Origin of the sequence: Kribbella lupini (genome assembly GCF_039529595.1) — a bacterium.
GTDB classification, from domain to species: domain Bacteria; phylum Actinomycetota; class Actinomycetes; order Propionibacteriales; family Kribbellaceae; genus Kribbella; species Kribbella lupini.
On sequence record NZ_BAAANC010000002.1, the window covers coordinates 667,575 to 692,352 of the forward strand.

20 protein-coding genes and 1 pseudogene are annotated in these 24,778 nt (G+C 70.2%); 7 read left to right on the forward strand and 14 right to left on the reverse strand.

All coding sequences use genetic code 11. The features are described from left to right. Nucleotides 1-105: 105 nt before the first annotated feature. On the reverse strand, nucleotides 106-996 hold the full coding sequence (locus ABD235_RS16405; protein ID WP_344174996.1) for an XRE family transcriptional regulator: 891 nt from the start codon (nucleotides 994-996) through the stop codon (nucleotides 106-108). Between the two features lie 210 nt (nucleotides 997-1,206). Between ABD235_RS16405 and ABD235_RS16410 the strand changes: the two genes are divergently transcribed. Then, nucleotides 1,207-2,280: a CobW family GTP-binding protein gene (locus ABD235_RS16410; protein ID WP_344174997.1), complete on the forward strand. Its 1,074-nt coding sequence runs from the start codon at nucleotides 1,207-1,209 to the stop codon at nucleotides 2,278-2,280. A 297-nt stretch (nucleotides 2,281-2,577) separates the two neighbouring features. Here ABD235_RS16410 and ABD235_RS16415 read toward each other — a convergent pair whose 3' ends face one another. Beyond that, nucleotides 2,578-3,378, reverse strand: coding sequence for an HpcH/HpaI aldolase family protein (locus ABD235_RS16415; RefSeq protein ID WP_344174998.1), 801 nt, complete (start codon nucleotides 3,376-3,378; stop codon nucleotides 2,578-2,580). Nucleotides 3,379-3,443: 65 nt separating this feature from the next. Further along, on the reverse strand, nucleotides 3,444-4,142 hold the full coding sequence (locus ABD235_RS16420) for a maleylpyruvate isomerase N-terminal domain-containing protein (RefSeq protein ID WP_344174999.1): 699 nt from the start codon (nucleotides 4,140-4,142) through the stop codon (nucleotides 3,444-3,446). Nucleotides 4,143-4,197: 55 nt separating this feature from the next. Between ABD235_RS16420 and ABD235_RS16425 the strand changes: the two genes are divergently transcribed. Further along, nucleotides 4,198-5,082, forward strand: a complete 885-nt coding sequence (locus ABD235_RS16425; protein ID WP_344175000.1) for a hypothetical protein — start codon at nucleotides 4,198-4,200, stop codon at nucleotides 5,080-5,082. Here ABD235_RS16425 and ABD235_RS16430 read toward each other — a convergent pair. Both ABD235_RS16430 and ABD235_RS16435 read right to left on the reverse strand, forming a co-directional pair. Then, nucleotides 5,079-6,608: an acyl-CoA carboxylase subunit beta gene (locus ABD235_RS16430; RefSeq protein ID WP_344175001.1), complete on the reverse strand. Its 1,530-nt coding sequence runs from the start codon at nucleotides 6,606-6,608 to the stop codon at nucleotides 5,079-5,081. The genes ABD235_RS16425 and ABD235_RS16430 overlap by 4 nt on opposite strands. A 37-nt stretch (nucleotides 6,609-6,645) precedes the next feature. Then, entirely contained in the window at nucleotides 6,646-7,812 is a 1,167-nt protein-coding gene (locus tag ABD235_RS16435) for an acyl-CoA dehydrogenase family protein (RefSeq protein ID WP_344175002.1), read from the reverse strand. A gap of 70 nt (nucleotides 7,813-7,882) precedes the next feature. Between ABD235_RS16435 and ABD235_RS16440 the strand changes: the two genes are divergently transcribed. Next, on the forward strand, nucleotides 7,883-8,281 hold the full coding sequence (locus ABD235_RS16440; RefSeq protein ID WP_344175003.1) for a MerR family transcriptional regulator: 399 nt from the start codon (nucleotides 7,883-7,885) through the stop codon (nucleotides 8,279-8,281). Nucleotides 8,282-8,292: 11 nt separating this feature from the next. Here ABD235_RS16440 and ABD235_RS16445 read toward each other — a convergent pair whose 3' ends face one another. Then, the gene (locus ABD235_RS16445) at nucleotides 8,293-9,366 is read right to left on the reverse strand and encodes a TRAP transporter substrate-binding protein (RefSeq protein WP_344175004.1); all 1,074 of its coding nucleotides are present in this window, start codon (nucleotides 9,364-9,366) and stop codon (nucleotides 8,293-8,295) included. Between the two features lie 163 nt (nucleotides 9,367-9,529). On the opposite strand from ABD235_RS16445, the gene ABD235_RS16450 reads away from it, so the two are divergent. Then, nucleotides 9,530-10,195, forward strand: a complete 666-nt coding sequence (locus tag ABD235_RS16450) for a hypothetical protein (protein WP_344175005.1) — start codon at nucleotides 9,530-9,532, stop codon at nucleotides 10,193-10,195. Between the two features lie 77 nt (nucleotides 10,196-10,272). Here the strand turns inward: ABD235_RS16450 and ABD235_RS16455 are convergent, their stop codons facing one another. The 8 genes from ABD235_RS16455 to ABD235_RS16490 are packed head-to-tail and all read right to left on the reverse strand — an operon-like array spanning nucleotide 10,273 to nucleotide 21,136. After that, nucleotides 10,273-10,791, reverse strand: a complete 519-nt coding sequence (locus ABD235_RS16455) for a hypothetical protein (RefSeq protein ID WP_344175006.1) — start codon at nucleotides 10,789-10,791, stop codon at nucleotides 10,273-10,275. Nucleotides 10,792-10,850: 59 nt separating this feature from the next. Next, nucleotides 10,851-11,513 carry a DUF6891 domain-containing protein gene (locus tag ABD235_RS16460; protein WP_344175007.1) on the reverse strand — a complete coding sequence of 221 codons (663 nt, stop codon included), beginning with the start codon at nucleotides 11,511-11,513 and terminating at the stop codon, nucleotides 10,851-10,853. Nucleotides 11,514-11,534: 21 nt separating this feature from the next. Then, a complete protein-coding gene (locus tag ABD235_RS16465) occupies nucleotides 11,535-12,239 on the reverse strand; it encodes a sirohydrochlorin chelatase (protein ID WP_344175008.1) in 705 nt (234 codons plus the stop codon). Between the two features lie 28 nt (nucleotides 12,240-12,267). Further along, a complete protein-coding gene (locus tag ABD235_RS16470) occupies nucleotides 12,268-13,443 on the reverse strand; it encodes a uroporphyrinogen-III synthase (RefSeq protein WP_344175009.1) in 1,176 nt (391 codons plus the stop codon). Next, the gene (gene nirD / locus ABD235_RS16475) at nucleotides 13,385-13,810 is read right to left on the reverse strand and encodes a nitrite reductase small subunit NirD (RefSeq protein WP_344175010.1); all 426 of its coding nucleotides are present in this window, start codon (nucleotides 13,808-13,810) and stop codon (nucleotides 13,385-13,387) included. The genes ABD235_RS16470 and nirD overlap by 59 nt, the downstream gene beginning before the upstream one ends. Continuing rightward, nucleotides 13,807-17,685, reverse strand: coding sequence for a nitrite reductase large subunit NirB (nirB, locus tag ABD235_RS16480; RefSeq protein ID WP_344175011.1), 3,879 nt, complete (start codon nucleotides 17,683-17,685; stop codon nucleotides 13,807-13,809). Before nirB ends, nirD begins: the two co-directional genes overlap by 4 nt. After that, nucleotides 17,682-19,757, reverse strand: coding sequence for a molybdopterin oxidoreductase family protein (locus ABD235_RS16485; protein ID WP_344175012.1), 2,076 nt, complete (start codon nucleotides 19,755-19,757; stop codon nucleotides 17,682-17,684). The genes nirB and ABD235_RS16485 overlap by 4 nt, the downstream gene beginning before the upstream one ends. Further along, nucleotides 19,754-21,136 (reverse strand): MFS transporter, encoded by a 1,383-nt coding sequence (locus tag ABD235_RS16490; protein WP_344175013.1) that lies wholly within the window; start codon nucleotides 21,134-21,136, stop codon nucleotides 19,754-19,756. The genes ABD235_RS16485 and ABD235_RS16490 overlap by 4 nt, the downstream gene beginning before the upstream one ends. A gap of 251 nt (nucleotides 21,137-21,387) precedes the next feature. Here ABD235_RS16490 and ABD235_RS16495 point away from each other — a divergent pair, with 251 nt between their 5' ends. The 3 genes and pseudogenes from ABD235_RS16495 to ABD235_RS16505 all read left to right on the forward strand — a co-directional run bounded on the left by ABD235_RS16495 (nucleotide 21,388) and on the right by ABD235_RS16505 (nucleotide 24,682). After that, nucleotides 21,388-23,580 (forward strand): MMPL family transporter, encoded by a 2,193-nt coding sequence (locus ABD235_RS16495; protein ID WP_344175014.1) that lies wholly within the window; start codon nucleotides 21,388-21,390, stop codon nucleotides 23,578-23,580. Nucleotides 23,581-23,721: 141 nt separating this feature from the next. Continuing rightward, nucleotides 23,722-23,784 (forward strand): annotated as a pseudogene (locus tag ABD235_RS16500) (YdeI/OmpD-associated family protein); the annotation flags it as partial. A gap of 61 nt (nucleotides 23,785-23,845) precedes the next feature. Further along, entirely contained in the window at nucleotides 23,846-24,682 is an 837-nt protein-coding gene (locus ABD235_RS16505; RefSeq protein ID WP_344175015.1) for an SMP-30/gluconolactonase/LRE family protein, read from the forward strand. Nucleotides 24,683-24,778: the final 96 nt, after the last annotated feature.

A 24,778-nucleotide genomic window follows, 5' to 3' on the forward strand; every position in this document is an offset into this window, starting at 1 on the left:
GTCCGGGAGGGGTGGCCCGACCCTAGGAGCGAACAACGGCGACCGACATCGCCCAGATCCCTTTCACACTTAACAAAACGCCTCAACAGTTCACAGCTGAACCAGCTAGAAGGACCAGCGGAATCCGTACCGGCCGGGCCCGAAATTGAGGGCGACGCCGTGCACCGCGGAGCCCGGCTCGACCGCGCGGGTCTGCTCGGCGTCGTCGTCGAGCTGCGAGTACTGCTCGCACCAGACCGGCGGATTCTCGAACGAGATCTCCAGGACGTACTCGCGCACCGGCAACCGGAACTTGCGTTCGTAGTTGTCGGACGGCGGGTACGGCGGGGAGTTCACCAGCTCGTGCTCGGTGATCACCGTTTCGCCCTTGCGGAGCGGGCGATCGAACAGCAGCTCGGCAACCAGCAGCCCGTCGGCCGGCCGGGAGACGACACGGCCGAGGTGACAGTGCCGCAGCGGACGGATCGCCGGCAGCGACCGGTCGTGCTCGTCGAGGTGCATGATCACGACCCAGCGGTCCGGGCCGTCCGCCTCGGCGCGGAGTACCTGGCGCGAGTGGTAGGCGAGCTCGCCGGCTTGCGCCCCGACGTACACGTGATCGTGCTGGCTGATCCGGGTGAGCCGCTCGTCCCAGCGGATGTCGACCTCACTGACCGCGTCCTCGACCGGATCGGGCTCGGCCCAGAAGGCCGCGATCTCCGACGACGGCACAGTGCTCAGCCAGCGACCACGCCGCCGCGGCGGACCGAGCGACGACGACAGCGTGCCGGTCGGAACTTCCAGTACGGACTCCAGCAGCGCCACGGCGACCAGCGAATCGCGGCGCTCAGGCCGCGAGCGGCCGGACTGCCAGTAGCTGAGCGTCGCGAGGCTGACCGTCACGCCCTGCGCCCGCAGCCGGTCGCGGATCCGCTCCAGCCCCAGCCCGCGCGCCCGGATCGCGGCGCGCAGCACGGCCGCGAACTCCTCCTCCGGCACCTCCGACCGATCCGGCACAGCGCCTCCTCAGATCTCCCCCGGAGGCTAGCCCGCACTCACCCGCACGGGGAAGCGCCGATCTGCGCCCGGCCCGGGCGTGACCGGCTTAACACTTAACAGCCCGGCGACCACGATTCCGCGCCGTACCGCGGAAATTTCCCGCCCTTCCGGGGAAGTCTGACGCGTCAACCTCTGGACTGATGAAAACCGTTTTCATATACTCCGATCATGGCCGCCCACCGCAAGACCCCGCTGTCCCTGCTCGTAGGGCTCTCGACGACCCTCCGCGGTCCCGTCCTGGACGCCGTCGTCGACGCGACCACCGTGGCGATCGTCGTGGACCAGGACGAGCTGCGCAGCCGCGGCGTCCTGACCTGGCAGGTCCTCGACGCCGGCGGCCGGATCGACGCCGGTGAGTTCGCCGTCGACGACGACTGCGGCGCCTGCCAGCTGATCGAGTCGCTGCTCCCGCTACTCGAGACCCTGGTCGCGCGCGGCCACTGGCAACACATCGTGCTCGCGACCCCGCCTGCGATGGAGGCCCGGCCGCTCGCGAGCGCGCTCGTCGCGACGATGCCGGAGGTCGAGGTCGACACCGTCACCTGCGTCGTCGACGCCGTACTGCTGGTCGAGCAGCTCTCCGGCGACGAGCTCCTCGACGAACGCGGCCTCGCCCTCGGCCCGCCCGACCGGCGCAACGTCGCGGAGCTGACCGCCCGGCAGATCGAGTACGCCGACATCTGCGTCCTCGCCAACGCGCACCGCAGCAAGGCCCCCGAGCGTCTGCAGAACCTGCTGCTCCACCTCAACCCGCGGACGACGGTCGTCGCCGCCGACCCCGCCGGCGTACCGGCCGCGCCGGTCGCCCGCACCGGCCTCTTCGACTTCACCGCCGCCGAGTCCTGGGCCGGCGACCTCGCCGACAGCGACCGCCTCCAGCCCAGCGGCGACGGCGTCACCACCGTGCTGTGGCGCTCCACCCGCCCACTCCACCCGGCCCGCCTCAACGACGCCCTCGAAGACATCGTCAACGGCGTCGTCCGCAGCCGGGGAGTCGTCTGGCTCGCCAACCGGCCGACCCAACGAGTCCGCTGGGAATCCGCCGGCTACAGCGCCTCCCTCGGCACGCTCGGCGAATGGTCCGACACCAACCACCTCGCCGAGTGCACGGTGGTAGCCACCGGCGTAGGCCTCGACCCCGCCCGCCTCCAGTCGGTCCTCGACGCCTGCCTCCTCACCGAAGCCGAACTGACCACCCTCGACTGGCAGTCCCTGGAAGACCCCTTCGCCGGAGTCCTCTAGCCGCCACCAGACAGGCCGCACTCCAGCCCAACTTCGCCCGGCACACCCCGCCACCCTGCGGCCCGGCGCCTCGCCACCCCGCGCACCCGCGCACCCGCGCACCCGCGCACCCGCGCACCCGCGCACCCGCGCACACAACTATCTGCTGTTCCCCGGCCGCAACGACCTGCACCACCAGCAACCCCACCGGCCGCATCACCGCCGACCAGCACCCACGGCAGCCGCCCTGAACGGCTGCCCGCATCGATTCCTGCATCGGTCCGGCAGACAAGCACCAACGGGGAGCGCAGCGACGGCTCAGCTCTTCACGACAGCCAGGTGCTCGGCGGCGATGCCCTGCAGGTGGTCGATGTCGGAGGAGACCGTCGCGTACGTGTAGCCCTGGGCCAGCCGCGCCTTCGCCGACGCCCCGTCGTTGTTGTGGATGCCCGCGGCAACGCCCGCCGCAGCGGCGACCTCGGCGATCCGCTTGATCGCGGCCTCGAACTCCTCGGCCACGTCCGGGTCGCCAGGGAACTTCCCGCCGATCGCCAGACACAGATCCGACGGCCCGACGTAGATCCCGTCAAGCCCCGGCGTCGCGCAGATCTCCTCGACGTTCTCCAGCCCGGACGCGGTCTCGATCATCGCCAGGACGACGGTCGCCGCGTCCGACTCCGCCGGCACCGGCCCGATCCGCAGCCCGGCCCGCGTCGGCCCGTACGACCGGATCCCGCTCGGCGGGTACTTGGCTGCCCGTACGGCGAACGCCGCGTCCTCGGCGTTGTCCACCAGCGGCACGATCACCCCGGTCGCCCCCGCGTCGAGCGCCCGCCCGATCGGCGTCGCGTTGTTCGCCTCCACGCGCACCAGCCCGACAGTCGCGCTCGCCTCGGCGTCGGAGCCGATCCGCACCGCACCCCGCCCGGCGCCCGCCGCGTCGATCGCGGTCAGCCCGTCGAGAATCCCCCGCGTGCTCAGCAGCCCGTGCTGAGCGTCCAGCACCACGTAGTCGTACCCCACCCGCGCGATCCGTTCGGTGGACGGCGGCGCGTCGAGCACCACCCAGTAGCCGACCAGTTGTTCCCGGGCGCGAAGACGAGCAGCAAAGTTGGTCACCCGGCTGTTCTACCCGATCAACCCGAACAGCTCCCCAGCGGCAGCACCCCAGTACGCCGTACCAACTACCCCAGCAGCGGCAGCCGCTCCGCATGCGCCCCGAGCATCTCCCGATCAGCCTCATCCAGCGGCGCCCGGCCCGTGCCCTTCAGCACGTACGTCGTGGTGTCCCACCCGATCACGTCCCACGCCTCCGGCCCGAACAGCCCGTCCAGCGTCCGCGCGGTCACCTGCAGCGCCTCCGGATCGGGCTCCGGCGCGTCCGGCAGCTCGACGGTCAGGTCCAGGTGATGCACGGTGGCCTCGACGATCAGCGTCGCCACGAAGTCCTTCGCCGTCAGCACGTGCCCCTGCGTCTCGACCCGCTTGCCCTTGTCAACGAGCCCGAACGCCGCCGCCCGCACCGCCGCCTCGGACAGCTCCCGCCAGTGCCGAACCAGCCCGACCGAAGGCCGTTCGTACGCCGAGGCAACCACCTGCACGAACGTCGTGTCCCCGTCGGCCCCCGGCGGATAGTCCTTCCAGTACGACACGAAGTCCCGATCCGGCTCGTCCACCGACGGCGTCGCGAACGCCGCGAGCGCCCGCTCCGCGTCGTACAGCAGATGCACCAGCAGCGGCCCGACCGCCATCCCCGGGCACCGCGTCGCCCGCGCGAAATCCGCGTCGGACAGGCCTTGGACGACCTCGGTCACCCGCCCGTACGCCCGGCCCAGCGTCGTAGCCGGCCACAACGGCAACGCCCCACGCTCAGGAGCCCTCATACCGTCGAGCCTAAAACCGCTACGCCCCCAAACCAACCTCCGACACAATCCGGCCATGCCCAGTACGCCGGACCTCCTCCACCAGTTCGTCACCGAAGCCGGTCTCCCACCGGTCGCCACCACCACACCCCTCACCGGCCACGGCTTCGACCACGAGATCCTGCACGCCGTACTGGAAGACGGCCGCGAGGTGGTCCTCCGCCACCGCGCAGGAACCCCACCGGCCGACCGCCGCGCCCACTTCCTCGCGGCTCACCACGTCCCAGCCCCCGCCCTGCTCGCCGCAACCGACGACGCCGCCCTCTACGAGTACGCACCCGGCGACATGCTCCTGACCCTCATCGAGCAGGCCCGAGCAACCGACAACACCTGGCACTCAGTCGGCACGGCGTTCCGCCGACTCCACGCCATCCGCTTCCCCATGCGCCTGACCGGCGCCTTCGGCAACGGCACCTTCGACCTGCACTTCACCGACCCGGTCCACACCCAGCACGAGCTCCTCGACCGGACCAGCCTCGCCCAGGTCGCCGATCACCTGCCCAAACTCCACGCGATGATCGACCACTACGCCGACCACCTGAGAGAGACTCCCACCGCGCTGCTGCACCGAGACGTCTACCCCGCCAACATCATCGTCGGCCCCGACAGCACGACTCTCATCGACTGGGACTCACCCCAGGTCGGCGACCCCGGCATCGAGATCGCCGCGCTCGAGGAGCACGTGCACCTGCTCGGTGCCGAAGTCCCGCCGGCCTTCTACTCGTCGTACGGCGACCGCCCGAAGACCACCGCGCTCCACCGGCTCACCGGCGCGATCGACTGGCTCGGCGCCGACTGGCTCGACGAGTGGGCCGCCGACACCACCGTCCGCGGCGCCAAGGCCAAGCGCTGGCAGTCCGGCCTGCAGGCCTACCTGCAAGCCGAACTCGCCAAGCTCTAAACCGGCGGCACCCCGTGCCGCTTCGTGCTGAAGTGGCGGTCCTTGGTCTGCGCCGCCGCGAGGCGCGCGATCAGGTCCTCGCGGAGGTTCTCCGGCTCGACGATCGCGTCGATCACCAGATCCGCGGCCAGCCGCAGGATGTCGATGTCGGTCTCGTACTCCTCGCGCAGCTTCGCGACGTACTCGACCCGCTCGGTCTCCTCGGCGATCTCCTGGATCTTGTTGTAGTACACGGCGTTGATCGCCGCCTCCGGGCCCATCACCGCGATCTTCGCGGTCGGCAGCGCGATGCACGCGTCCGGCGAGAACCCCGGCCCGCACATCGCGTACAGCCCGGCGCCGTACGCCTTGCGGACGATCACCGACACCGTCGGCACGGTCGCCTCTGACACGGCGGTGATCATCTTCGCGCCGTGCCGGATGATCCCGGCCCGCTCGACCTCGGAGCCGATCATGAACCCCGGGACGTCGCACAGGTACACCAGCGGCACGTTGAACGCGTCGCACAGCCAGATGAACCGCGCCGCCTTGTCCGCGGAGTCGACGAACAGCACACCACCCTTGACGGCCGGCTGGTTCGCGACGATCCCGACCACCTGCCCGGCGAGCAGCCCGAACCCCGTGACGAGCTCCGGCGCGTACGCCGGCTTGAGCTCGAAGAACGTGTCCGCGTCGAGCAGCGCGTCGATCACGTCGTGGATGTCGAAGCCGACCGACTCCTCGGCCGGCACCAGGTCGCGGGTGAAGTCCCGGCCGGGCGCCGAGGCGTCGTACGACGGCGGCCGCACCTGCCACGAACCGGGCAGGTACGAGAAGTACTGCTTCGCCAGCTCGATCGCCTCGGTGTCGTCGCTCGCGAGCAGGTCGCCGCAGCCGGAGACCGACGTGTGCATCCGCGCACCGCCCATCTCCTCCAGCGTCACCTTCTCGCCGACGACCATCTCGGCCATCCGGGGCGAGCCCAGGTACATCGAGGCGTTGCCGTCGACCATGATCACCAGGTCGCAGAACGCCGGGATGTACGCGCCGCCCGCGGCCGACGGGCCGAACAGGCAGCAGATCTGCGGCACCTTGCCGGACAGCGCGACCTGGTTGTGGAAGATCCGTCCCGCGCCACGTCGACCAGGGAAGAGGTCGACCTGGTCGGTGATCCGTGCGCCCGCGGAATCGATCAGCCAGAAGATCGGCAGTTCGTCGCGCAGCGCGACCTCGGTGATCCGGACGATCTTCTCGACCGTCCGCGCCCCCCACGACCCGGCCTTCACGGTCGGGTCGTTCGCGACCAGCAGCGCCGGCCGGCCGTCGACGAGCGCCCGCCCGGTGACCACGCCGTCCGCGGGCAGGCCCGGGTTGAGCGCGTTGGCCAGCTGCGCGTCCTCGACGAAGCTGCCCTCGTCGACGAGCAGCGCGATCCGGTCGCGGACGTACAGCTTGTTCTGCGAGTCGAGCTTGGCCTTGGCCTTCTCGGTCGGGCCCAGCGTCGCCTCGCGGGCGACCTTGACCTCGGTCCAGTGATCGCGCGTCATACGGCCAATCCTGTCATCCGGCCGGTCGTCGTGGTGCTCACTCGACCGGGAGGCCGAGGCCGCGGGCGATCAGCATCCGCTGCACCTCCGACGTGCCCTCGCCGATCTCGAGGATCTTGGCGTCGCGGTAGAACCGCGTCACCGGGTACTCCTCCATGAAGCCGTACCCACCGAACACCTGCGTCGCGATCCGCGTGGCGGTGACCGCGGCCTCGCTCGAGTACAGCTTCGCGACCGCCGCCGCCTGCTTGAACTCCTGGTACGGCGCTCCGGCGTCCTTCAGCGCCGCCGCGCGGTACACGAGCAGCTCGGCCGCGTCCGCCATCACCTTCAGGTCGGAGATCTGGAACGCCACGCCCTGCTTCTGCCCGATCGGTACGCCGAACGTCTTGCGCTCCCCGGCGTACTGGACCGACATCTCCAGGCAGGCCTTGATGCAGCCCAGCGCGACCGCGCCGATCGCGACCCGACCGTCGTCGAGCGTCGCCAGGAACTGCGCGAACCCGCGCCCGCGCTCGCCGAGCAGGTTCTCCTTCGGCACCCGGCAGCCCGCGAACGACAGCGGGTGGGTGTCGGAAGCGTGCCAGCCGAGCTTGTCGTACTGCGCCTCGGCCACGAACCCCGGCGTACCGGCCGGGACGATGATCGTGGAGATCTCCGGCCGCCCGTCGGGGCGCTCACCGGTGCGCGCGGTGACCGTGACGACCGAGGTGATGCTCGAGCCGGAGTTGGTGATGAACTGCTTCGACCCGTCGATCACCCACTCGTCGCCGTCCAGCACCGCGCGGGTCTTCGTCGCGCCGGCGTCCGAGCCCGACTCCGGCTCGGTCAGCCCGAACCCGGCCAGCGTCCGCCCGGCGACCAGGTCCGGCAGCCAGGTCTGCTTCTGCTCGTCGGTGCCGTAGGTCAGGATCGGGTTGATCCCGAGCCCGACCGCCGCCTCGAGCGTGATGCCCATCGACTGGTCCGCGCGGGAGATCTCCTCGATCGCGACGCACAGGCTGGTGAAGTCGCCGCCGGCGCCGCCGTACTGCTCCGGCGCGGTCAGCCCGAACAGGCCGAGCTGCCCCATCTTCTGCACGGTCTCGACCGGGAAGTGGTGCTTGCGGTCCCACTCGGCGGCGTACGGCGCGATCTCGGCCTGCGCGAAGTCCCGCACGCTGGCGCGGAACTCGCGGTGCTCCTCGGACAACTCGAACGACATCTCTGCTCCCGGCTGCTGGTTGACGCTTACGTAAACGTAAAGCACGATGCCGTAGGTGCACAATATTCCGGTGAGTGCGGACTCAGGGACCTGGACGATCACCGAACTGGCGTCCCAGTACGACGTCACGCTGCGCACGATCCGCTTCTACGAGGACCGCGGCCTGCTCACCCCCGAACGCCGCGGCACCACCCGCGTCTACCACCCCCGCGACCGCGTCCGCCTGGCCCTCATCCTGCGCGGCAAACGCCTCGGCTTCTCCCTCGACGAGATCGCCACCATCGTCGACATGTACGACGCCGAACCCGGCGAGGAGGGCCAACTCGTCTACCTGCTCAACCAGATCACCAGACGCCGAGCCGACCTCGAACAACGCCGCCACGACATCGAGCAAACCCTCCACGACCTCGCCGAGGTAGAAGCCCGCTGCCAGGCCGACCTGGAGAAACTGCGGACCGGCTCGGCGTAGGCCTCACCGGCTCAGCAGAGGACGGCGATCCCGGTCGGTGGGACCCGGACCGACTGCTTCAGCGTGCGGATCCGGTCGATCATCGCCTTGGTCTTCGGGTCCTGCTCGAGCTCGACGTACAGCGGCCGGACCGCCTGATCGAAAGCGCGCAGCTCGACCGCGGTCGCGTTGACGATCTTGCCGCCACGGTTGCAGTAGGCCGCCGCGTGCGCCGACTCCGGCACCCGGTGCGCGACCACCCATTCACGGGTCGCCGTCGCCGCCGCCTGCAGGATGCGCTGGTTGTCCGGCGTCAGCCCGCCCAGCACCTCCGAGTTGGCGACGAGCGTGTTCACCTTGGTGGTGAAGGTGACGTTGGCCGCCGCGATCCCGGCGGTCGGGAGCGAGTCGGACAGGACGAACCCGGTCTCGGCGCCGGTCAGCGTGCCCGAGCGGACTCCTGCGCCGTACAGGTCACCGACCGCATCGTCGGGCTTTCCACCGAAGGCGCGGATGGTGGCGTCGCCGAGATCGGATTTGGCGGTCCGGATTCCCTGACCGGCGAAGGCCTTCGGTGACACGAGAGCCCGCCCGAACCCGAACGGATGACGCAGGCCTTCCGGCATCATCGCAAGACCAGTGGCACCGGCCTTGTCGAGGCCGGCCAGCAGTTCGTCCGACAGCTCCGCTGTGCCGACGATCTTGTCGGCCAGCGCATCCGACGTCACGAGGAACGGCGCGTTCAGCGCGCGCAGGCTCGTGACCCCCTCGGTGTCCCAGGTCCGGCTCGGGATCATCGCCAGGTCGACCTTCTTGTCCTTCAGCATCCGCGCGACGACCTGGTCCCACTGCTGCGCCCCGGCGGCCGCTTCCCAGACCGGGTAGATCAGCAGCTTGCCGTCCGACAGCGTCCTGACCTGCTCGACGAACTGCAGGATCGCCAGCCCGCCCGGTTTCGCGTCGTCGTCCGCCGTTCCCAGCCGCAACGTCACCGGCCCCGCGTTGTCGACCGGGTCGACCTCGGTCGGGTCACCGTTGCACGCCGTCACGGTGAGAACCAGCGCCAGCCCACAGGCCAACGCCCAATGATGTGGTGTTCTGTTCATACCAGCCCCCACTCATCACCCTGGCACTCCGTGGTGGCATCCGCCATGCCTCACGCCGGGAACATTCCGACCACCGAACGCCCGCGGCCGAAAAGACTCCAGCCCTGGTGCCTGCCTGCGATCGGGCGCACTGTCGAACGAGAAGAACACCAGGGGGAACACCATGAACCACCGGGCGAACCGAACCACGTCCGCGCTCTGCCTGGCGGTGATCGTCCTCGGCACAGGATGCGCGTCGGACAAGGACCCGGTCGCGGTCACCGTGCCACCCACCGCACCCTCGACCTCGCCCGCTGAGCCGACCACTTCACAGACCCCGTTCACCAGTCGAACCTTCGCGATCCCCTTCACCGCAACGGTTCCCGGCTTGTTCAAACCCGCACCCACCGAGGACACCCGCACTCTGGTGTCGTGGGCTGCGGCCGACGGCGAGCGCTACATCCGGGTCCTGCTCCCCGCCGTTCTCTACCGGCCGGACAGCACATCGCCGCAGCAGCCGCCTGCGGACTACCTGTCCTACCTCCGCAGCCTGACCAGTGCCGGCGCGGCCTTCACCAACGAGACCAGCACGACCGTCGACGGACACAGCGCAACGCTGGTCACCGCAAGCACCACCAGATCCCTGGACGGCACGCTCGGCTGCCCGGGACCGCAGACCCCCATCGAGGTCTGCTTCGGCCTGCAGCCCGACCTCGCACTGCGCATCGCGGTGATTCCGGTCGGAACCAGCACGGTGATCGCCTGGGTGAGAACCGAACAGGACGATCCCGAAGCCGCCACCTACGTCGCAGCCTTCGAATCCATGCTGAGCCAGGCCCAACTGGGCTGATCCCGAGGAACCCTCCACGACCTGGCCGAGGAGAGGCCCGCTGCCAGGCCGACCTGCAGAACCTGCGCGGCGCCTGATCAGCCGTGCAGGTACATCTTCGGTACGACGCGCAGGTCCTCGGCGCGCTCCACCAGCAGCGTCACGGCGTCGTCGGTCTTCCCGCGGATCAGCTCGAGCGACATCACGCGCACCGGTCGCCGGTCGTAGGTGAACAGCGTCGCGCCCGCCGCAACCACTCCGCCGTACAGGCGTCCCGCCACGAGCACTCCGCCTCGAAAGGCAAAGTCGAACACGTCCTCGACCAGGAACACGACCGGCCCCGCCTTTGCGGCCTCGGCTGACCAGCCCGGCGGATACTTCCGTGGGAACCCAGGCTCCTTGGCGGCCTCGTGCTTCAGGCCGGTCAACTCGTAGTTTCCGCACCGCCGGCAGAAGAACCCGTCGCCGAACGTCAACCCGTCCTCGGTGCCGTACATGTCCCGCAGGCACTCGTGCGCCTGCTCGTCGTCGCAGCAGGGGTCGGACCCGCCGTGCGCGTAGCACGCGACCGCGTCGCGCTGCGGGCACGAGTAGGCGTAGTCGCAGCAGTACTTCACAACCCGACGCTATCCAGTCGCCGGTCCACCGACCTGATGTTGCTCGTACCGACCAATGACTAGGGCAGCCGGCGGTGCCAGGTGAGGGGGCCTACCGAGATGCGTTGGGTGGAGGAGCCGCTCCACTCGACCGGGAGGTCTTGGGCGAGGAGGGCGGCGCGGATCTGCTCGCCGATGGCTTGGTCCTGTTCGGCTACTCGGCCCTGCTCGGGGTCGAGGGTGCCGTAGGCCAGGTAGAGCTGGGCCGGCTCGTCCGCGAGGCGCTCGGCGTCTTGCTGGTGGAAGAACACGTAGCCGGTCGACGGGCGGTCGGTGGGGCGCTCGTCGTCGATCTCGGTGACGCCGCAGTTCTGGCAGCAGGTGAAGTTCATCCGCGCGACCACGCCGTTCGCGTCCAACTCGGCGAAGGCGGCGGCGACGCGGTCGGCGTCCGTGTACGCCGGCCAGGAGGCCTGCTCGGCGAGGCGGGCCTGCCAGACGTCCTCGACGAGTTGTGCCAGCTGCTCGTCGTCCAGCGGGACCTGGTCGTCGTCACGGAAGTCGCCGGCGTACTCCAGCACCTCGGCGCGGCTGAGGAAGCCGGGGCGCACCCAGAGCTCGACCTGCTCCCGCAGGTCAGCAATCTGCTGCTCAGCGTCAGCAGACGCCGCCGCTTCAGGCAGTATGACGCGCTGTTCTTCCGCGGTGTTCGCGCGGCGCTTGAACCTGTCGAAGATCCCCACGGGCAAACAGTAGGCCCTCGGTCAGACAGTGAGCGTTGCCGTCCGGAGCGCCACGTCGTACCGGTGCAGAGCCAGCGCGGCCAGGCGCGGGTCGGCGCCGAGGGGTGCACTCGCGGTCGCGCCGGCTCGGGCAGCGACTGCGGCGACTCGGTCGGCGAAGAAACCGGGCGCCAGCAAGTACGTGGCAACGGCGACCCGACCGGTCGTCCGAGCCAGTACGGCGGGCAGCCGCTCGCCGGCGCCGGAGACGTAACCGACCTCGACCGGCCGGTCGATCACCGCGGACAACTCCGCGGCAACGCTCGAGCAGTCGAGCAGGGCTCGGCGGTCCGAGGACCCAGCCGCCGCCAGTACGACACTGTCGACGCCATCCACCCCAGCGACAAGACTTTCGGCAAGCCGGTCGGCCAGGATCTGAGCAAGAACCGGATGCGGCCCCAACGGATCCGCCGCGGTGACCTGGTCCGGCCGCCGGCGGGCTTCACCTTGGATGTCGGTGGTCACGTGGTACCCCGAGCTCAGCAGCAGCGGCACGATCACCGCATGATTGCTATCGGCAACCACTCGCTCGACCAGCGCCGGAAGTGCGGGCGTGTCGACATCGACGAAACCCAACGAGACCGGCACCGAGGGACGCTGACGCGCGATCTCCCGGGTCAGCGCGTGGATCACCTGGATCCCCCGCGGGTCGGCGGTGCCATGTGCTGCCGCGACGAGGTCGGTCATCGGCGAACCTCCAAGGAGAGAAGACGATTCATGTCGCGACCGCCGCCGACTCGACCGCCAAGCGGTAGCCACGCCGTACGACAGTCCGGACCAGCTCAGGACGCCCAACCGCAGTCCGCAACCGATTGACCGTGACCTCCACCGCGTGAACGTCCTCGGCCCCCGGGAGCACAGCCAGCAACTCAGGACGGGAAACCACGTCACCCCCGGCATCGACCAACGCCGACAACACAGCCCGCGGCCCCGGCCCGAGCGGCAGCACCACCCCATCCAGCACAGCGGCACCACCCCGGATCACCAACTGCCCGAACGCCGTCTCGATCGACCGAGCGTTGTCGTCGGTGAGCCGATCGGTGACGCTACGAATCAAAGCACCCAATCGATACCGATCAGGCACCAACGGATCCAAGCCCAAAGCAGCAAACGGCCCGGCAGTCACCGGCCCGACACAAGCATTCAAAACCCTCCCAGTACGCAGCACAGCCACCAAAGCGTCGTACTGCCCATGCAACGCCGCAGCATCCAGCATCGCCTGCGCAGCAGGAGCCGACGTGTGCACCACAGCATCAACAGCTCCGCCGATGATCTGCCCGATCACCCGCTCGACCACCGCGGGATCCGGCGCCGGCCCCCAGCGATACACCTCCAGCCCACGCACGGACGCCCCGGCCTGCCGCAGCGCATCCTGCAGTCCGGGGTCCGACAATCCATGCAGCTGTACGACGATCTTCCGCCCACCCACGCCCTGGTCGCGCAACCACTCGACCACCTCGGCCGTGGTTTCCGACCGGGCCGACCAGTGCTCCACCAACCCAGCGGCCCGGATCGCCCCACGCGCCTTCGGGCCGCGCGCCAACAACCGCGACTGCTCCAACGTCCCGAGCAGATCAGCCGCCAACCCGGCCGTGTCGGCCGCCTCGACCCAGCCGCGAAATCCCACCGCGGTGGTCACCACGACGTCGTCCGGCGGGTTCGCGATCACCCGCCGGGTCGCCTCGATCAGGGCCTGGTCGTCCGGCGCGGGCACGATCTGCAGCGTCGGCGCGTGCAGCACCTTCGCGCCGCGCCGTTCGAACGACGCGATCAGGTCGTCGGCCCGCCGGTGCGCCGTGACCGCGATCGTGCAGCCGCTGAGCGGCCCCGGCTTAGCCTTCACCGGGACCACCGCGGCCGGGATCGCCGAGCAGCGCAGGCTGAGGCTCACCGCGCGGCTCCTGCGCACCAACCCCCAGCCCGGTCGCGTCCAAACTGACCAGCACCTGCCCGTCCACCACCTCCACCGCGTACGCCGCCACGGCCACCGCCGGATCGTCCAGACACTCCCCGGTCCGCAGGTCGAAGACCTGCTTGAACATCGGCGACGCCACCGTCGGCACGTCACCCCGGCTCCCGACGATGCCCCGCGACAGGACGTTCGCCCCGCTGAACGGGTCGGTGTTGCTCAGCGCGTACACGTCGCCGGCGTAGGTCCGGAACAGCGCGACCTGCCGGTCGCCGACGAGGGCAGCGACGCCGCGCTCGGGCAGCAGCGCCTCGTAGGCGCACACGGCCACGGTGGTGAGGGTGGTCATCGGCGTACCTCCAATCGGGGACCGGCCAGCAGGACCGGTTCCAGCGTTCCGCGTTCGTCGGCCGTCGCCGGCCGCGGCTGACTGCGCTCCACGACGTACCGCAGGTCGGCGTCCGGCTGGTCCGGCGCGTTCACGAACGACACGAACCGCGCCAGCTTGGCCGGGTCGTCCAGCGTCGCCCGCCACTCGTCGACGTAGGAGTCGACGTGCGCGGCCATCGCGGCGTCGAGATCGGCCGCGATCCCCAGGCTGTCGTTCAGTACGACGTCGCGCACGTGCTCCAGCCCGCCGTCGATCTCGTTGATCCAGACGGCGGTCCGCTGCAGCCGGTCGCCGGTGCGGATGTAGTACATCAGGAACCGGTCGATGGCCTGCAGCAACTGCTCGTCGGTCAGGTCGGACGCGAGCAGCTGCGCGTGCCGCGGCGTCATGCCGCCGTTGCCGCCGACGTACAGGTTCCAGCCGGACTCGGTCGCGATCACGCCGACGTCCTTGCCGCGCGCCTCGGCGCACTCCCGCGCGCACCCGGAGACGCCGAGCTTGAGCTTGTGCGGCGACCGCAGCCCGCGGTACCGCAGCTCCAGCGCGATGGCCATCCCGACCGAGTCCTGGACGCCGTACCGGCACCACGTCGAGCCGACGCACGACTTCACCGTCCGCAACGCCTTGCCGTAGGCGTGACCGGACTCGAACCCGGCGTCCACGAGCCGCGCCCAGATCGCCGGCAGCTGCTCGATCCGCGCGCCGAACAGGTCGACCCGCTGGCCGCCGGTGATCTTGGTGTAGAGCCCGAAGTCGCGGGCCACCTCACCGATCGCGATCAGTCCCTCCGGCGTCACCTCGCCGCCGGGGATCCGCGGGACGACCGAGTACGTGCCGTCCTTCTGGATGTTGGCCATCACGTGGTCGTTGGTGTCCTGCAGCGTCGCGCGCTCACCCTCGAGCACGTGGCCGCCTGGGTCCAGGCTGGCCAGGATCGACGCGACCACCGGCTTGCAGATGTCGCAGCCGCGCCCGGACCCGTGCCGCTCGACGATCTCGCTGAATGTGCGCAGCCCGGTCACCCGGACCACGTCGAACAGCTCGGCCCGCGACAGCGCGAAGTGCTCGCAGAGCGCCTTGCTCACCTCGACACCGGCCGCGGCGAGCTCGGCGTTGAGCAGGTTCTTCACGATCGGCAGACACGATCCACAGCTCGTCCCGGCCTTCGTGCGAGAGCAGAGCGACTTGAGATCACCACACCCCTCGTCCCGCACCGCGCACCGAATGGTGCCGGCGGCAACGTTGTTGCAGGAGCAGACCGGCGCGTCGTCCGGCAGCTCCAGCTTGACCGGCTGCGCACCCTCGGGCAGCAGGTACGACGCCGGGTCGGTGCCGAGCTCGCGGCCGACCATCGGGCGTAGCGCGGCGTACGCCGAGGCGTCGCCGACCAGGATCCCACCAAGCAGCGTGCGCGCGTCGTCGGACAGCACGAGCTTCTTGTACACGCCCGCGACCGGGTCGGCGTACACGATGTCGAGCGCGCCCTCGGTCGCGCCGAACGCGTCGCCGAAGCTGGCCACGTCGACGCCGAGCAGCTTCAGCTTGGTCGACGAGTCCGCGCCCGGGAACGTCGCCGCGCCGCCGAGCAGCCGGTCGGCCACGATCTCGGCCATCGCGTACCCCGGGGCGACCAGGCCCCAGACGCGACCCTCGATGCACGCGACCTCACCGATCGCCCAGACGCCCGGCACCGACGTACGGCAGGAGTCGTCGACCACGACACCGCCGCGCTCACCGACTGCCAGCCCCGCCGCGCGGGCCAGCTCGTCCCGCGGCCGCACACCGGTGGCAAAGACCACCACGTCCGCCGGCAGATCCGGGCCGTCGGCAACGGCCATCGCCCGCGCCGACCCCTGCGAGGTGAGCTTGACCCGAGTCGTCTGGGTCGAGGTGCGTACGCCGACGTCAAGCCCACGAATCAGCCGGGCCAGCGCGCTACCGCCACCCTCGTCGACCTGCAGCGGCATCAACCGCGGCGCGAACTCGACCACCTCGGTCGAAGCGCCCAGAGCACGCAGCGCGCCGGCCGCTTCCAGGCCCAGCAGACCGCCGCCGACCACTACTCCGTGGACCTCCTTGCGCTCCGTCCGCAGGCGTTCGACGTACACGCGCAGCGCGGCGACGTCGTCGATCGTGCGGTACACGAAGCAGCCCTGCGCGTCGCTGTTCTTCACCGGCGGCACGAACGCGCTCGACCCCGTCGCCAGCACCAGCTCGTCGTACGCGATCACCTCGTCGCGCGTCGTACGGACCGTCTTCGCCTCGACGTCCAGGGCCACGACGGCCACGCCCTTGCGCAACGTGACGGCCGGATCGTCCCAGAGCTCCGGCTCGCCCAGGCTCAGGTCGTGCGGATCGCGCCCGGAGAAGTAGCTGGTCAGCGCGACCCGGTCGTACGGCAGCCGGGGTTCCTCGGCGAGGACCGTGATCCGCCACTCGACGCCGGTGTCGCGCGACCGCAGCGCCTCGACCAGCCGGTGCGCGACCATGCCGCCACCGACGACCACCAGGTGTTTCGCCTTGCCGAGCTCTGTCATCGTTGCCCTCCTGGTCGGGACGGGATCGGACTCACCGCGCCGAAACCGCTCGAGAAGTTCACCCACCGCGCCGGTGCAACTGCCGCACCCGGTGGTCGCTCTGGTCTGTGCCGCGATGCCGTCGACACTGTCGGCACCGGCCTTCCACGCCGCTTCGATCACGGAGCGCGTCACTCCGTTGCACCGGCACACCGGCTTCGCCTGCTTCGGCGCTTCCGTTGCTCCCAGCAACATCTCCGGGACCACCGCGGTCCGCCGGTCCGCCAGCAGCACCAGCTCGGCGGCCACCTCCGGCGCGTTCACCGCAACGGCCGCCCGCACGACACCGTCGACCAGCACGGCCCGCACGTACCGCTCACCATCAGCCAGCCGTACGACGTGCCCCTCGGCCTCGCGGTCGCCGAGCACCATCACGTCCAGCCCGCCGGCCGTCAGCCGAAGGACCTCCGGCGCCAGGTCGCGGACCGGCCGTTCGTTCAGCAGATCCGCCAGAACCTCGGCCTGGTCCCACGCCGCGCCGACCGTCCCGCTGACCACTCCGTCGATCTCGGCGCAGTCCCCGATCGCGTGCACCCGCGGGTCCGCCGTGGTCAGCGAAGCGTCGACGGCAATCCCGCCCGCCACCCCGATCGCCAGGCCCGCAGCGAGCTCGACCCGCGGCCGAACGCCACCAGCACTCACCAGCAGGTCGCCGAACACCGTCTGCCCGCTGGCGAGATGCAGCGCCCGGAACCGCCCGTCGTCCCGGGTCTCGGTCTTTTGCACCCGCGCCTGCAGCACCACCTCGATGCCGAGCCGCCGCACCATCCGCGTGATCTGCCGCCCGGCCGTCGCCCGCACCCGGTTGTCGAGCAACGTCTCGCCGTCGTGCACGAGCGTCACCGCGATCCCGCGCTTCCGCAGGGCGCACGCCGTCTCGACTCCGAGCACGCCGCCGCCCAGCACCACCACCCGCCGAGCACCGGCCGCCGCCTCGACGACTCGCCGAGCATCACCGACGGTGCGCAGCACCAGCCCACTCGCTTCAGCGGGAGCAGCACCCGTCGCAAACACGAGGTGGTCGTACCCGTGCTCGCCACCGGCGCTGTCGACCACCACTCGAGCCCGGCGGTCAACACTCACAGCGGCCAGGAACGATCCGTCCACAAGGGGTTCCGGCGCCCGACCAGCGACGTACTCGGTCAGCCGGTGCCGCTGGTAGTACGGCTCGTCACCCAGCACCGTGACCTCGTGGGCGCCGAGCAGCTCCGCCAGCCGGGTTCCGGCCATGCCCGCACCGATGATGACGATCTTCATGCCGACACCTCAGCCCGTACGACGGCCGTCGCCTCGACCGCGCACGCCTTGAACTCCGGCATCCGCGAGATCGGGTCGAGCGCGTCGTTGGTCAGCTCGTTGACACCCGGGAAGTGGAACGGCACGAAGATCGTGTCCGGCCGCACGTCCCCGGTCACCCGCGCCGGGCACACCAACGACCCACGCGCGGTCCGCAGCCGCAGCAGCCCGCCATCGGCAACGCCGAGCGAAGCCGCCACCCGAGGATGGATCTCGGCGAACACCTCCGGCTCCGCCTCCAGCAGCTCCGGCACGCGCCGCGTCTGCGCACCACTCTGGTAGTGCTCCAGCAGCCGGCCGGTCACCAAGTACAGCGGCGCATCCGACCGCAGATCATCCGCAACCGCCTGGTGCTCTACGGCGATCACCCGAGCCCGGCCGTCCGGCGTACCGAAGGAGTCGGCGAACAACCGCGGCGTCCCCGGGTGATCCGCTGCCGGCACCGGCCAGTACAACGCCTCGCCGGCGTCCAGCCGCGCCCACGAGATCCCCGAGTAGTCCGCGATCCCACCAGCACTCGCCAGCCGCAGCTCCTCGAACACCTCCTCAGGCGACACCGAGAACGCCGCCGAGCACCCCAACCGCTCCGCCAGCCCGGCGAAGATCGCCAGGTCGCTCCGCGCGTCACCAGGCGGCGCCACCGCGGCGCGCCTCCGCAGTACCCGCCCTTCCAGCGACGTCATCGTGCCGTCTTCCTCGGCCCACTGCGTCACCGGGAACACCACGTCCGCAATCAAAGCCGTCTCGGACGGTACGACGTCGGCAACCACCAGCAGGTCCAGGGAGTCCAGCCGCTCCCGCACCGAGGCCAGCCGCGGCGCGGACACCAGCAGGTTGCTCCCGTGCACCATCAGCGCCCGCGGCCCACCAGCTGTCCCCAACGCGTTGATCAGCTCGACAGCGCTCTTGCCCGGCCCCGGCAACGAGTCCGGCTCAACGCCCCACACTCCGGCGACGTGCGCCCGAGCCGCAGGGTCGGCAATGCTCCGGTAGCCCGGCAGCTGATCCGCCTTCTGCCCGTGCTCCCGCCCGCCCTGCCCGTTGCCCTGGCCGGTGATGCAGCCGTAGCCGCTACCAACCCGCCCAGGCAGTCCGAGCGCGAGCGCCAGGTTGATGCAGGCCGTGACCGTGTCGGTGCCCTTGCTGTGCTGCTCAGCCCCACGACCCGTGAGTACGAAGGCCCCAGCACCGCCGTGCACCGGCGCAGCCGCCGCCAGCACCCGCGCAGCCTGCCGGATCACTCCAGCCGGTACGCCGGTCACCCGCTCAGCCCGCTCGGGCCACCAGGCCGCCGTCGACCGGTACAGCGCATCAGGGTCGTCAGTCCGGGCGGCCAGGTACTCCGTGTCCGCCAGCCCCTCCTGCAGCACCACATGAGTCAGTGCGAGCACCAGCGCCAGGTCGCTGCCCGGCGTGGCCTGCAGGTGAAGGCCCAGCTGCGCAGTGGCCGAGCGACGCGGGTCGACGACCAGAAGCCCACCCGCGTCGCGCGCTGCCGCCAGATGCGCGACAGCCGGCGGCATCGTCTCGGCCAGATTGCTTCCGACCAGCAGGATCGCCTGCGCACCACCAAGATCCGTCAGCGGGAACGGCAGCCCCCGGTCGACCCCGAACGAGCGGTTCGTCGCCGCGGCCGCCGACGACATGCAGAACCGGCCGTTGTAGTCCACGTTCGCCGTTCGCAGCGCCACCCGGGCGAACTTGCCCAGCGCGTACGCCTTCTCGTTCGTCAGCCCGCCACCACCGAACACAGCCACCGAGTCGTTGCCGTACGACGCCTGCAGCGCCTTGATCCGGTCGGCGACGACGTCCAGAGCGTGGTCCCAGGTCGTCTCCACCAGGACGCCGTCGGCGTCCCGCACCAGCGGAGCCGTCAGGCGGTCCGGCACGGTCAGCACCGCCGCGGAGGTCCAGCCCTTCCGGCACAGCCCGCCACGGTTGGTCGGGAACTCCCGCGGCGTGACAACCACCGGGGAAGGCGACAGGGTCATCGCGCACTGCAGAGCGCAGTACGGGCAGTGGGTGGCCGTCACACGCGCACCCCGCTGAGCGGTCCGCCCTTGCGCAGGTAGCAGAAGTACGTGACCAGCAGGCAGACGACGTAGAAGCCGCAGAAGCAGTACAGCGCCGGCACCAGCGACCCGTAGGCACCGCTCGACATCGCGAAGCCGCGCGGCACCAGGAACCCGCCGTACGCGCCCACGGCCGAGGCGATGCCGATGCAGGCCGCCGCCTCGCGCCGGGCCCGGACCAGGTCGACACCGCCGTCCAGGTCGCGCGTCGTCGAGCGGAACACCGCCGGAATCATCCGGTACGTCGAACCGTTGCCCGCGCCGCTGGCCACGAACAGCACCAGGAAGCTGATCAGGAACCCGGCGAAGCTGCCGGCGTTGAGCGAGACGATCGCCGACAGGATGCCGACGCCCATCACCACGAACGCGCAGACCGTCACCCAGGCACCGCCGACCAAGTCGGCCAGCTTGCCGCCGAACGGGCGCGAGACCGAGCCGACCAGCGCGCCGAGGAACGCGAGCTGCACGCCGGCGATGTCGGGGAAGGTGGTCTTGATCAGCAGCGGGAACGCCGCCGAGAAGCCGATGAACGACCCGAACGTCCCGATGTAGAGGAACGAGATCACCCAGGTGTGCGGCCGCTTCGCCGCCGTGATCGAGGCCCGGAACGACGAGGTCGCCGCGGACAGATTGTCCATCACCCGCCAGGCCAGGATCGCGGCCAGCGCGATCAGCGGCAGCCAGATCAGGCCGGCCCGCTCCAGCGAGAGACCGGCGCCGATCACGATCACGGCCGGTACGACGAGCTGGACGACCGCGACGCCGAGGTTGCCGCCGGCGGCGTTCAGGCCGAGCGCGAAGCCCTTGTCGCGTTCGGGGAAGAAGAAGGAGATGTTGGTCATCGAGCTGGCGAAGTTGCCGCCACCCGCGCCCGCGGTCGCCGCGACCAGGACCATCACCCAGAACGGTGTGTCCGGACGGCTCACGAAGAACGCCAGGCCGCAGGTCGGGACCAGCAGCAGAAGCGCGGACACGATCGTCCAGTTCCGCCCGCCGAACTTCGGGACGGCGAACGTGTACGGCAGCCGCAGCGTCGCGCCGACCACGCTCGGCAGGGCGACCAGCCAGAACATCTGGTCGGTGCTGTAGCCGAACCCGGCGGCCGGCAGCGAGACGACCACGATGCTCCACAGCTGCCAGACCGAGAAGCCCAGGAACTCGGCGAAGATCGACGGCCACAGGTTGCGCCGGGCGACCCGGCGGCCCTTCTCGGCCCAGAACGCACCGTCCTCGGGGTCCCAGACGTCGATCCAGCGCCCACGCCGCGGCGCCTCGACAGTACCCACCGCACCCGCGCCTTCGCGCACGGTGACCGTGTCCGGTCGTGCCTCGAGCGTCATCGTTCGTCTCCGATCATCCGACCTCACTGATTAGGCCAGGACGCTATGACCGGGGTGTTTCCATGCGGTCATCTCGTTGTTACGCCGCCGAAACGGCCTCCGCACACCGCCCGGCGGGTGGTGAGAGAAGACGGTCGTCAGGAGCCAGGCGGCGGGTGGGAGATGTCACGGCGAGTGCCTTCCGTTTCGGCTCCCTTCGCTGGGTACTGTGCCGGTCAACAGCCGGGCGGCAGACCGACGAGGGGACCACGGTGAACCAGCAGGACAGCACCGGACATCAGGCCGAGCACGCAGCGCCGCGCAAGGGGGGCCGGTGGATCTGGCGGGCGGCGATCGCCGCCGTACTGGTGGCCTGGCTGCTGGTCGGTTCGCTCGGCGGTCCGACGGTCGGCAAGCTGAGCGAGGTGCAGGAGAACGACAACGCGAACTTCCTGCCCAAGCAGGCCGAGTCGACGCTGGTCTCCAACCAGGCCGCCAAGTTCGTCGACTCCAAGGCGCTCCCGTACTTCGTGCTGATCGAGCGCGACAGCGGGATCACGCCGGAGGACCTGGCCAAGACCAACGCGTTCCTGGGCGAGGTCCCGAAGCTTGACCTCGGCAACGGCAAGACCATCGGCGAGTACCTGGCCGCGCCGGTCAAGACGGTGATCCCGTCGGAGGACAAGAAGGCGCTGCTGGTCACCGTCGAGCTGAACGGCGACCAGGCCGATGAGGTGGTCAAGGAAGGCGAGACCGTGCTGTTCGCGGTCGCCGACAAGATGCGCGCCGAGATCAAGGAGTCGCTGACCCCGACCGGCCTGCAGGTCTACGTGACCGGGCCGGGTGGCGTGTTCGCCGACTTCGTGGTGGCGTTCGGCGGGATCGACGGGATCCTGCTCGGCGTCGCGCTGGCGGTCGTCTTCGTCATCCTGCTGATCGTCTACCGCAGCCCGGTGCTGCCGATCGCCGTACTGCTGACCGCGGTCTTCGGTCTCGCGCTGGCCGCGCTGGTCGTGTACCCGCTGGCCAAGGCCGACGTAATCGAGCTGAACGGCCAGAGCCAGGGCATCCTGTTCATCCTCGTCGTCGGCGCCGCGACCGACTACTCGCTGCTGCTGGTCTCGCGGTACAAGGAAGAGCTGCACGACTTCGAGAACAAGTACGACGCGATGAAGGTCGCCTGGCGGGCCTCGATCGAGCCGATCGCCGCCAGCGCCGCGACCGTCATCCTCGGCCTGCTCTGCCTGCTGCTGTCCGAGCTCGGCAGCACCAAGGGCCTCGGCCCGGTCGGTGCCATCGGCATCGCCGGCGCGCTGATCTCCGCGATGACGTTCCTGCCCGCGCTGCTGCTCGCCTTCGGCCGGCGGATCTTCTGGCCGTCGATCCCGCGGGTCGACCACGTGCACGCCCGCGACCAGGTCGGCGGGCGCAAGCTGTGGGGCCGCGTCTCCGGCATGGTCGGGCGCAGCCCGCGCAAGGTGTGGGCAGTGAGCGCGCTGGCGCTGCTGATCTGCGGGGCGTTCCTGCCGACGTTCAAGGCCTCGGGCATCTCGCAGGAGGAACTGTTCCTGGACAAGGTCGAGTCGGTCACTGGGCAGGAGGAACTGGCCAAGCACTTCGACGCCGGCGCCGGTACGCCGGTGCAGATCCTCACGCCGGAGAGCCAGGCGGCCAAGGTCGTGGAAACCGCGACGAAGGTCGACGGCGTCGCGAACGCCTCGGCGTCGGTGGCGCCCGGCGTACCGCCGAAGGTTGTCGAGGGCAAGGTCCTGGTCCAGGCGACGCTGAAGGTGGCCGCGGACTCCCCCGAGGCGACCAAGGTGGTCGAGCACCTGCGCACCGAGCTGGACACGGTCAGCCCGGACATCCTGGTCGGCGGCAACACGGCGATCAACCTCGACGTCCTGGACTCCAGCAAGCGGGACCTGCGGGTGATCATCCCGACCATCCTGGGCGTCATTTTCGTCGTCCTGATGCTGCTGCTCCGCTCGATCGCGGCCGCGCTGCTGCTAGTGATCTGCAACGTGCTGTCGTTCGGCGCGACCGTCGGCGTCAGCGCGCTGTTCTTCAACCACGTCTTCGACTTCCCCGGCGCCGACCCGTCGATCCCGCTCTACGCCTTCGTCTTCCTGGTGGCCCTGGGCATCGACTATTCGATCTTCCTGATGACGAGGGTCCGGGAGGAGTCGATCGAGCAAGGCACCAGACCGGGGATCCTGATCGGCCTGGCCGTCACCGGCGGCGTCATCACCTCAGCCGGCGTCGTCCTCGCCGCCACCTTCTCCGCCCTGGCCGTCCTCCCGATCCTGTTCCTGGTCCAGATCGCCTTCATGGTCGCCTTCGGCGTCCTCCTCGACACCACCGTGGTCCGCTCCCTCCTCGTCCCGGCCCTGTCCCACGACATCGGCCCGAAGATCTGGTGGCCAAGCAAGCTTTCCAAGGCCGAGCAGCCGGACCACGCTTGATCGCATGGAGACCTTCGAGGCAGTGATCCAGGACGCCGGAGGCGGCGGCGCGTACGTCGAGATCCCCGCCGAGGTGCTCACCGCCCTCGGCGGCGCCTCAGCTACTCGCACCGCCGCGAGCACGTCAACGCCGTACTCGACGCGAAGAAGCCCGAGACCCGCGCACGGCGGATCGCCAAGGCGCTGGAGATGCTGCGGGGCTGACTGTCGATCCGGGCCGTCGCCGTTCGTGTAGGGGTAAAACCTACGGAACGAGGTGGCGGTCATGGAGGTCCTGCTGGACGGGCTGGGGATTCCGGAGTCTCCGCGGTGGCACGACGGGCGGTTGTGGTTCGCGAACTGGATCGCGCAGGAGATCGTCGCGGTCGGGCTGGACGGGAGCGTGGAGACGATGCCCACGCCGAGTGAGCAGTTGATGGGCTGGTCGATCGACTGGCTGCCGGACGGGAGTCTGCTCACGACGGGTGACAAGCTGCGGCGGTTGGACCCCGACGGGACCTTCTCCGTGCTGGCGGAGCAGCACGGGAACGAGCTCGTCGTGGACACGCTCGGCAACGCCTACCTGAACGGCGCCGACTTCGACTTCGCCGGTGGAGAGGCGCCGAAGCCGGGGTACATCAAGCTGGTGACTCCGGAGGGTGACGTGCGGGAGGTTGCCGACGACATCCAGTTCCCGAACGGGATGGTGATCCTGCCGGACGAGAAGACGCTGGTGATCTCCGAGTCGTTCGCGGGGCGGCTGACGGCGTTCGACATCGCCGCGGACGGCGGGCTGGGGAATCGCCGGGTGTTTGCCGAGGGCCTCGGTCCGGACGGGATCTGCACCGACGTCGACGGTGCGATCTGGGTGTCCACCGGCGACTCGGCCGTCGTCCGGGTGGCCGAAGGAGGCGAGGTGCTCGAGCGGATCGAGCTGGACGAGCACCGGGCGCCGTTCGCGCTGGCGCTCGGTGGCGCCGACCGCCGTACGCTGTTCGTCCTCACCGCGGACTGGCACGTGGACGAGCCGATCGCCGACAACCTCGCCCGGCTCACCAACGGTCCGCGCGGCGGCCGAGTGCTCACGCAGCGGGTCGGCGTACCGGGCACCGGACGGCCCTGACCCGTCCCGGGCAACCGCTCGCCGACGCGATCGGACCGCTCGGCGGTGTCGGGTCGCTCGTGCGCCCAACCTTCGCTACTGTCCGGATGAACGGGG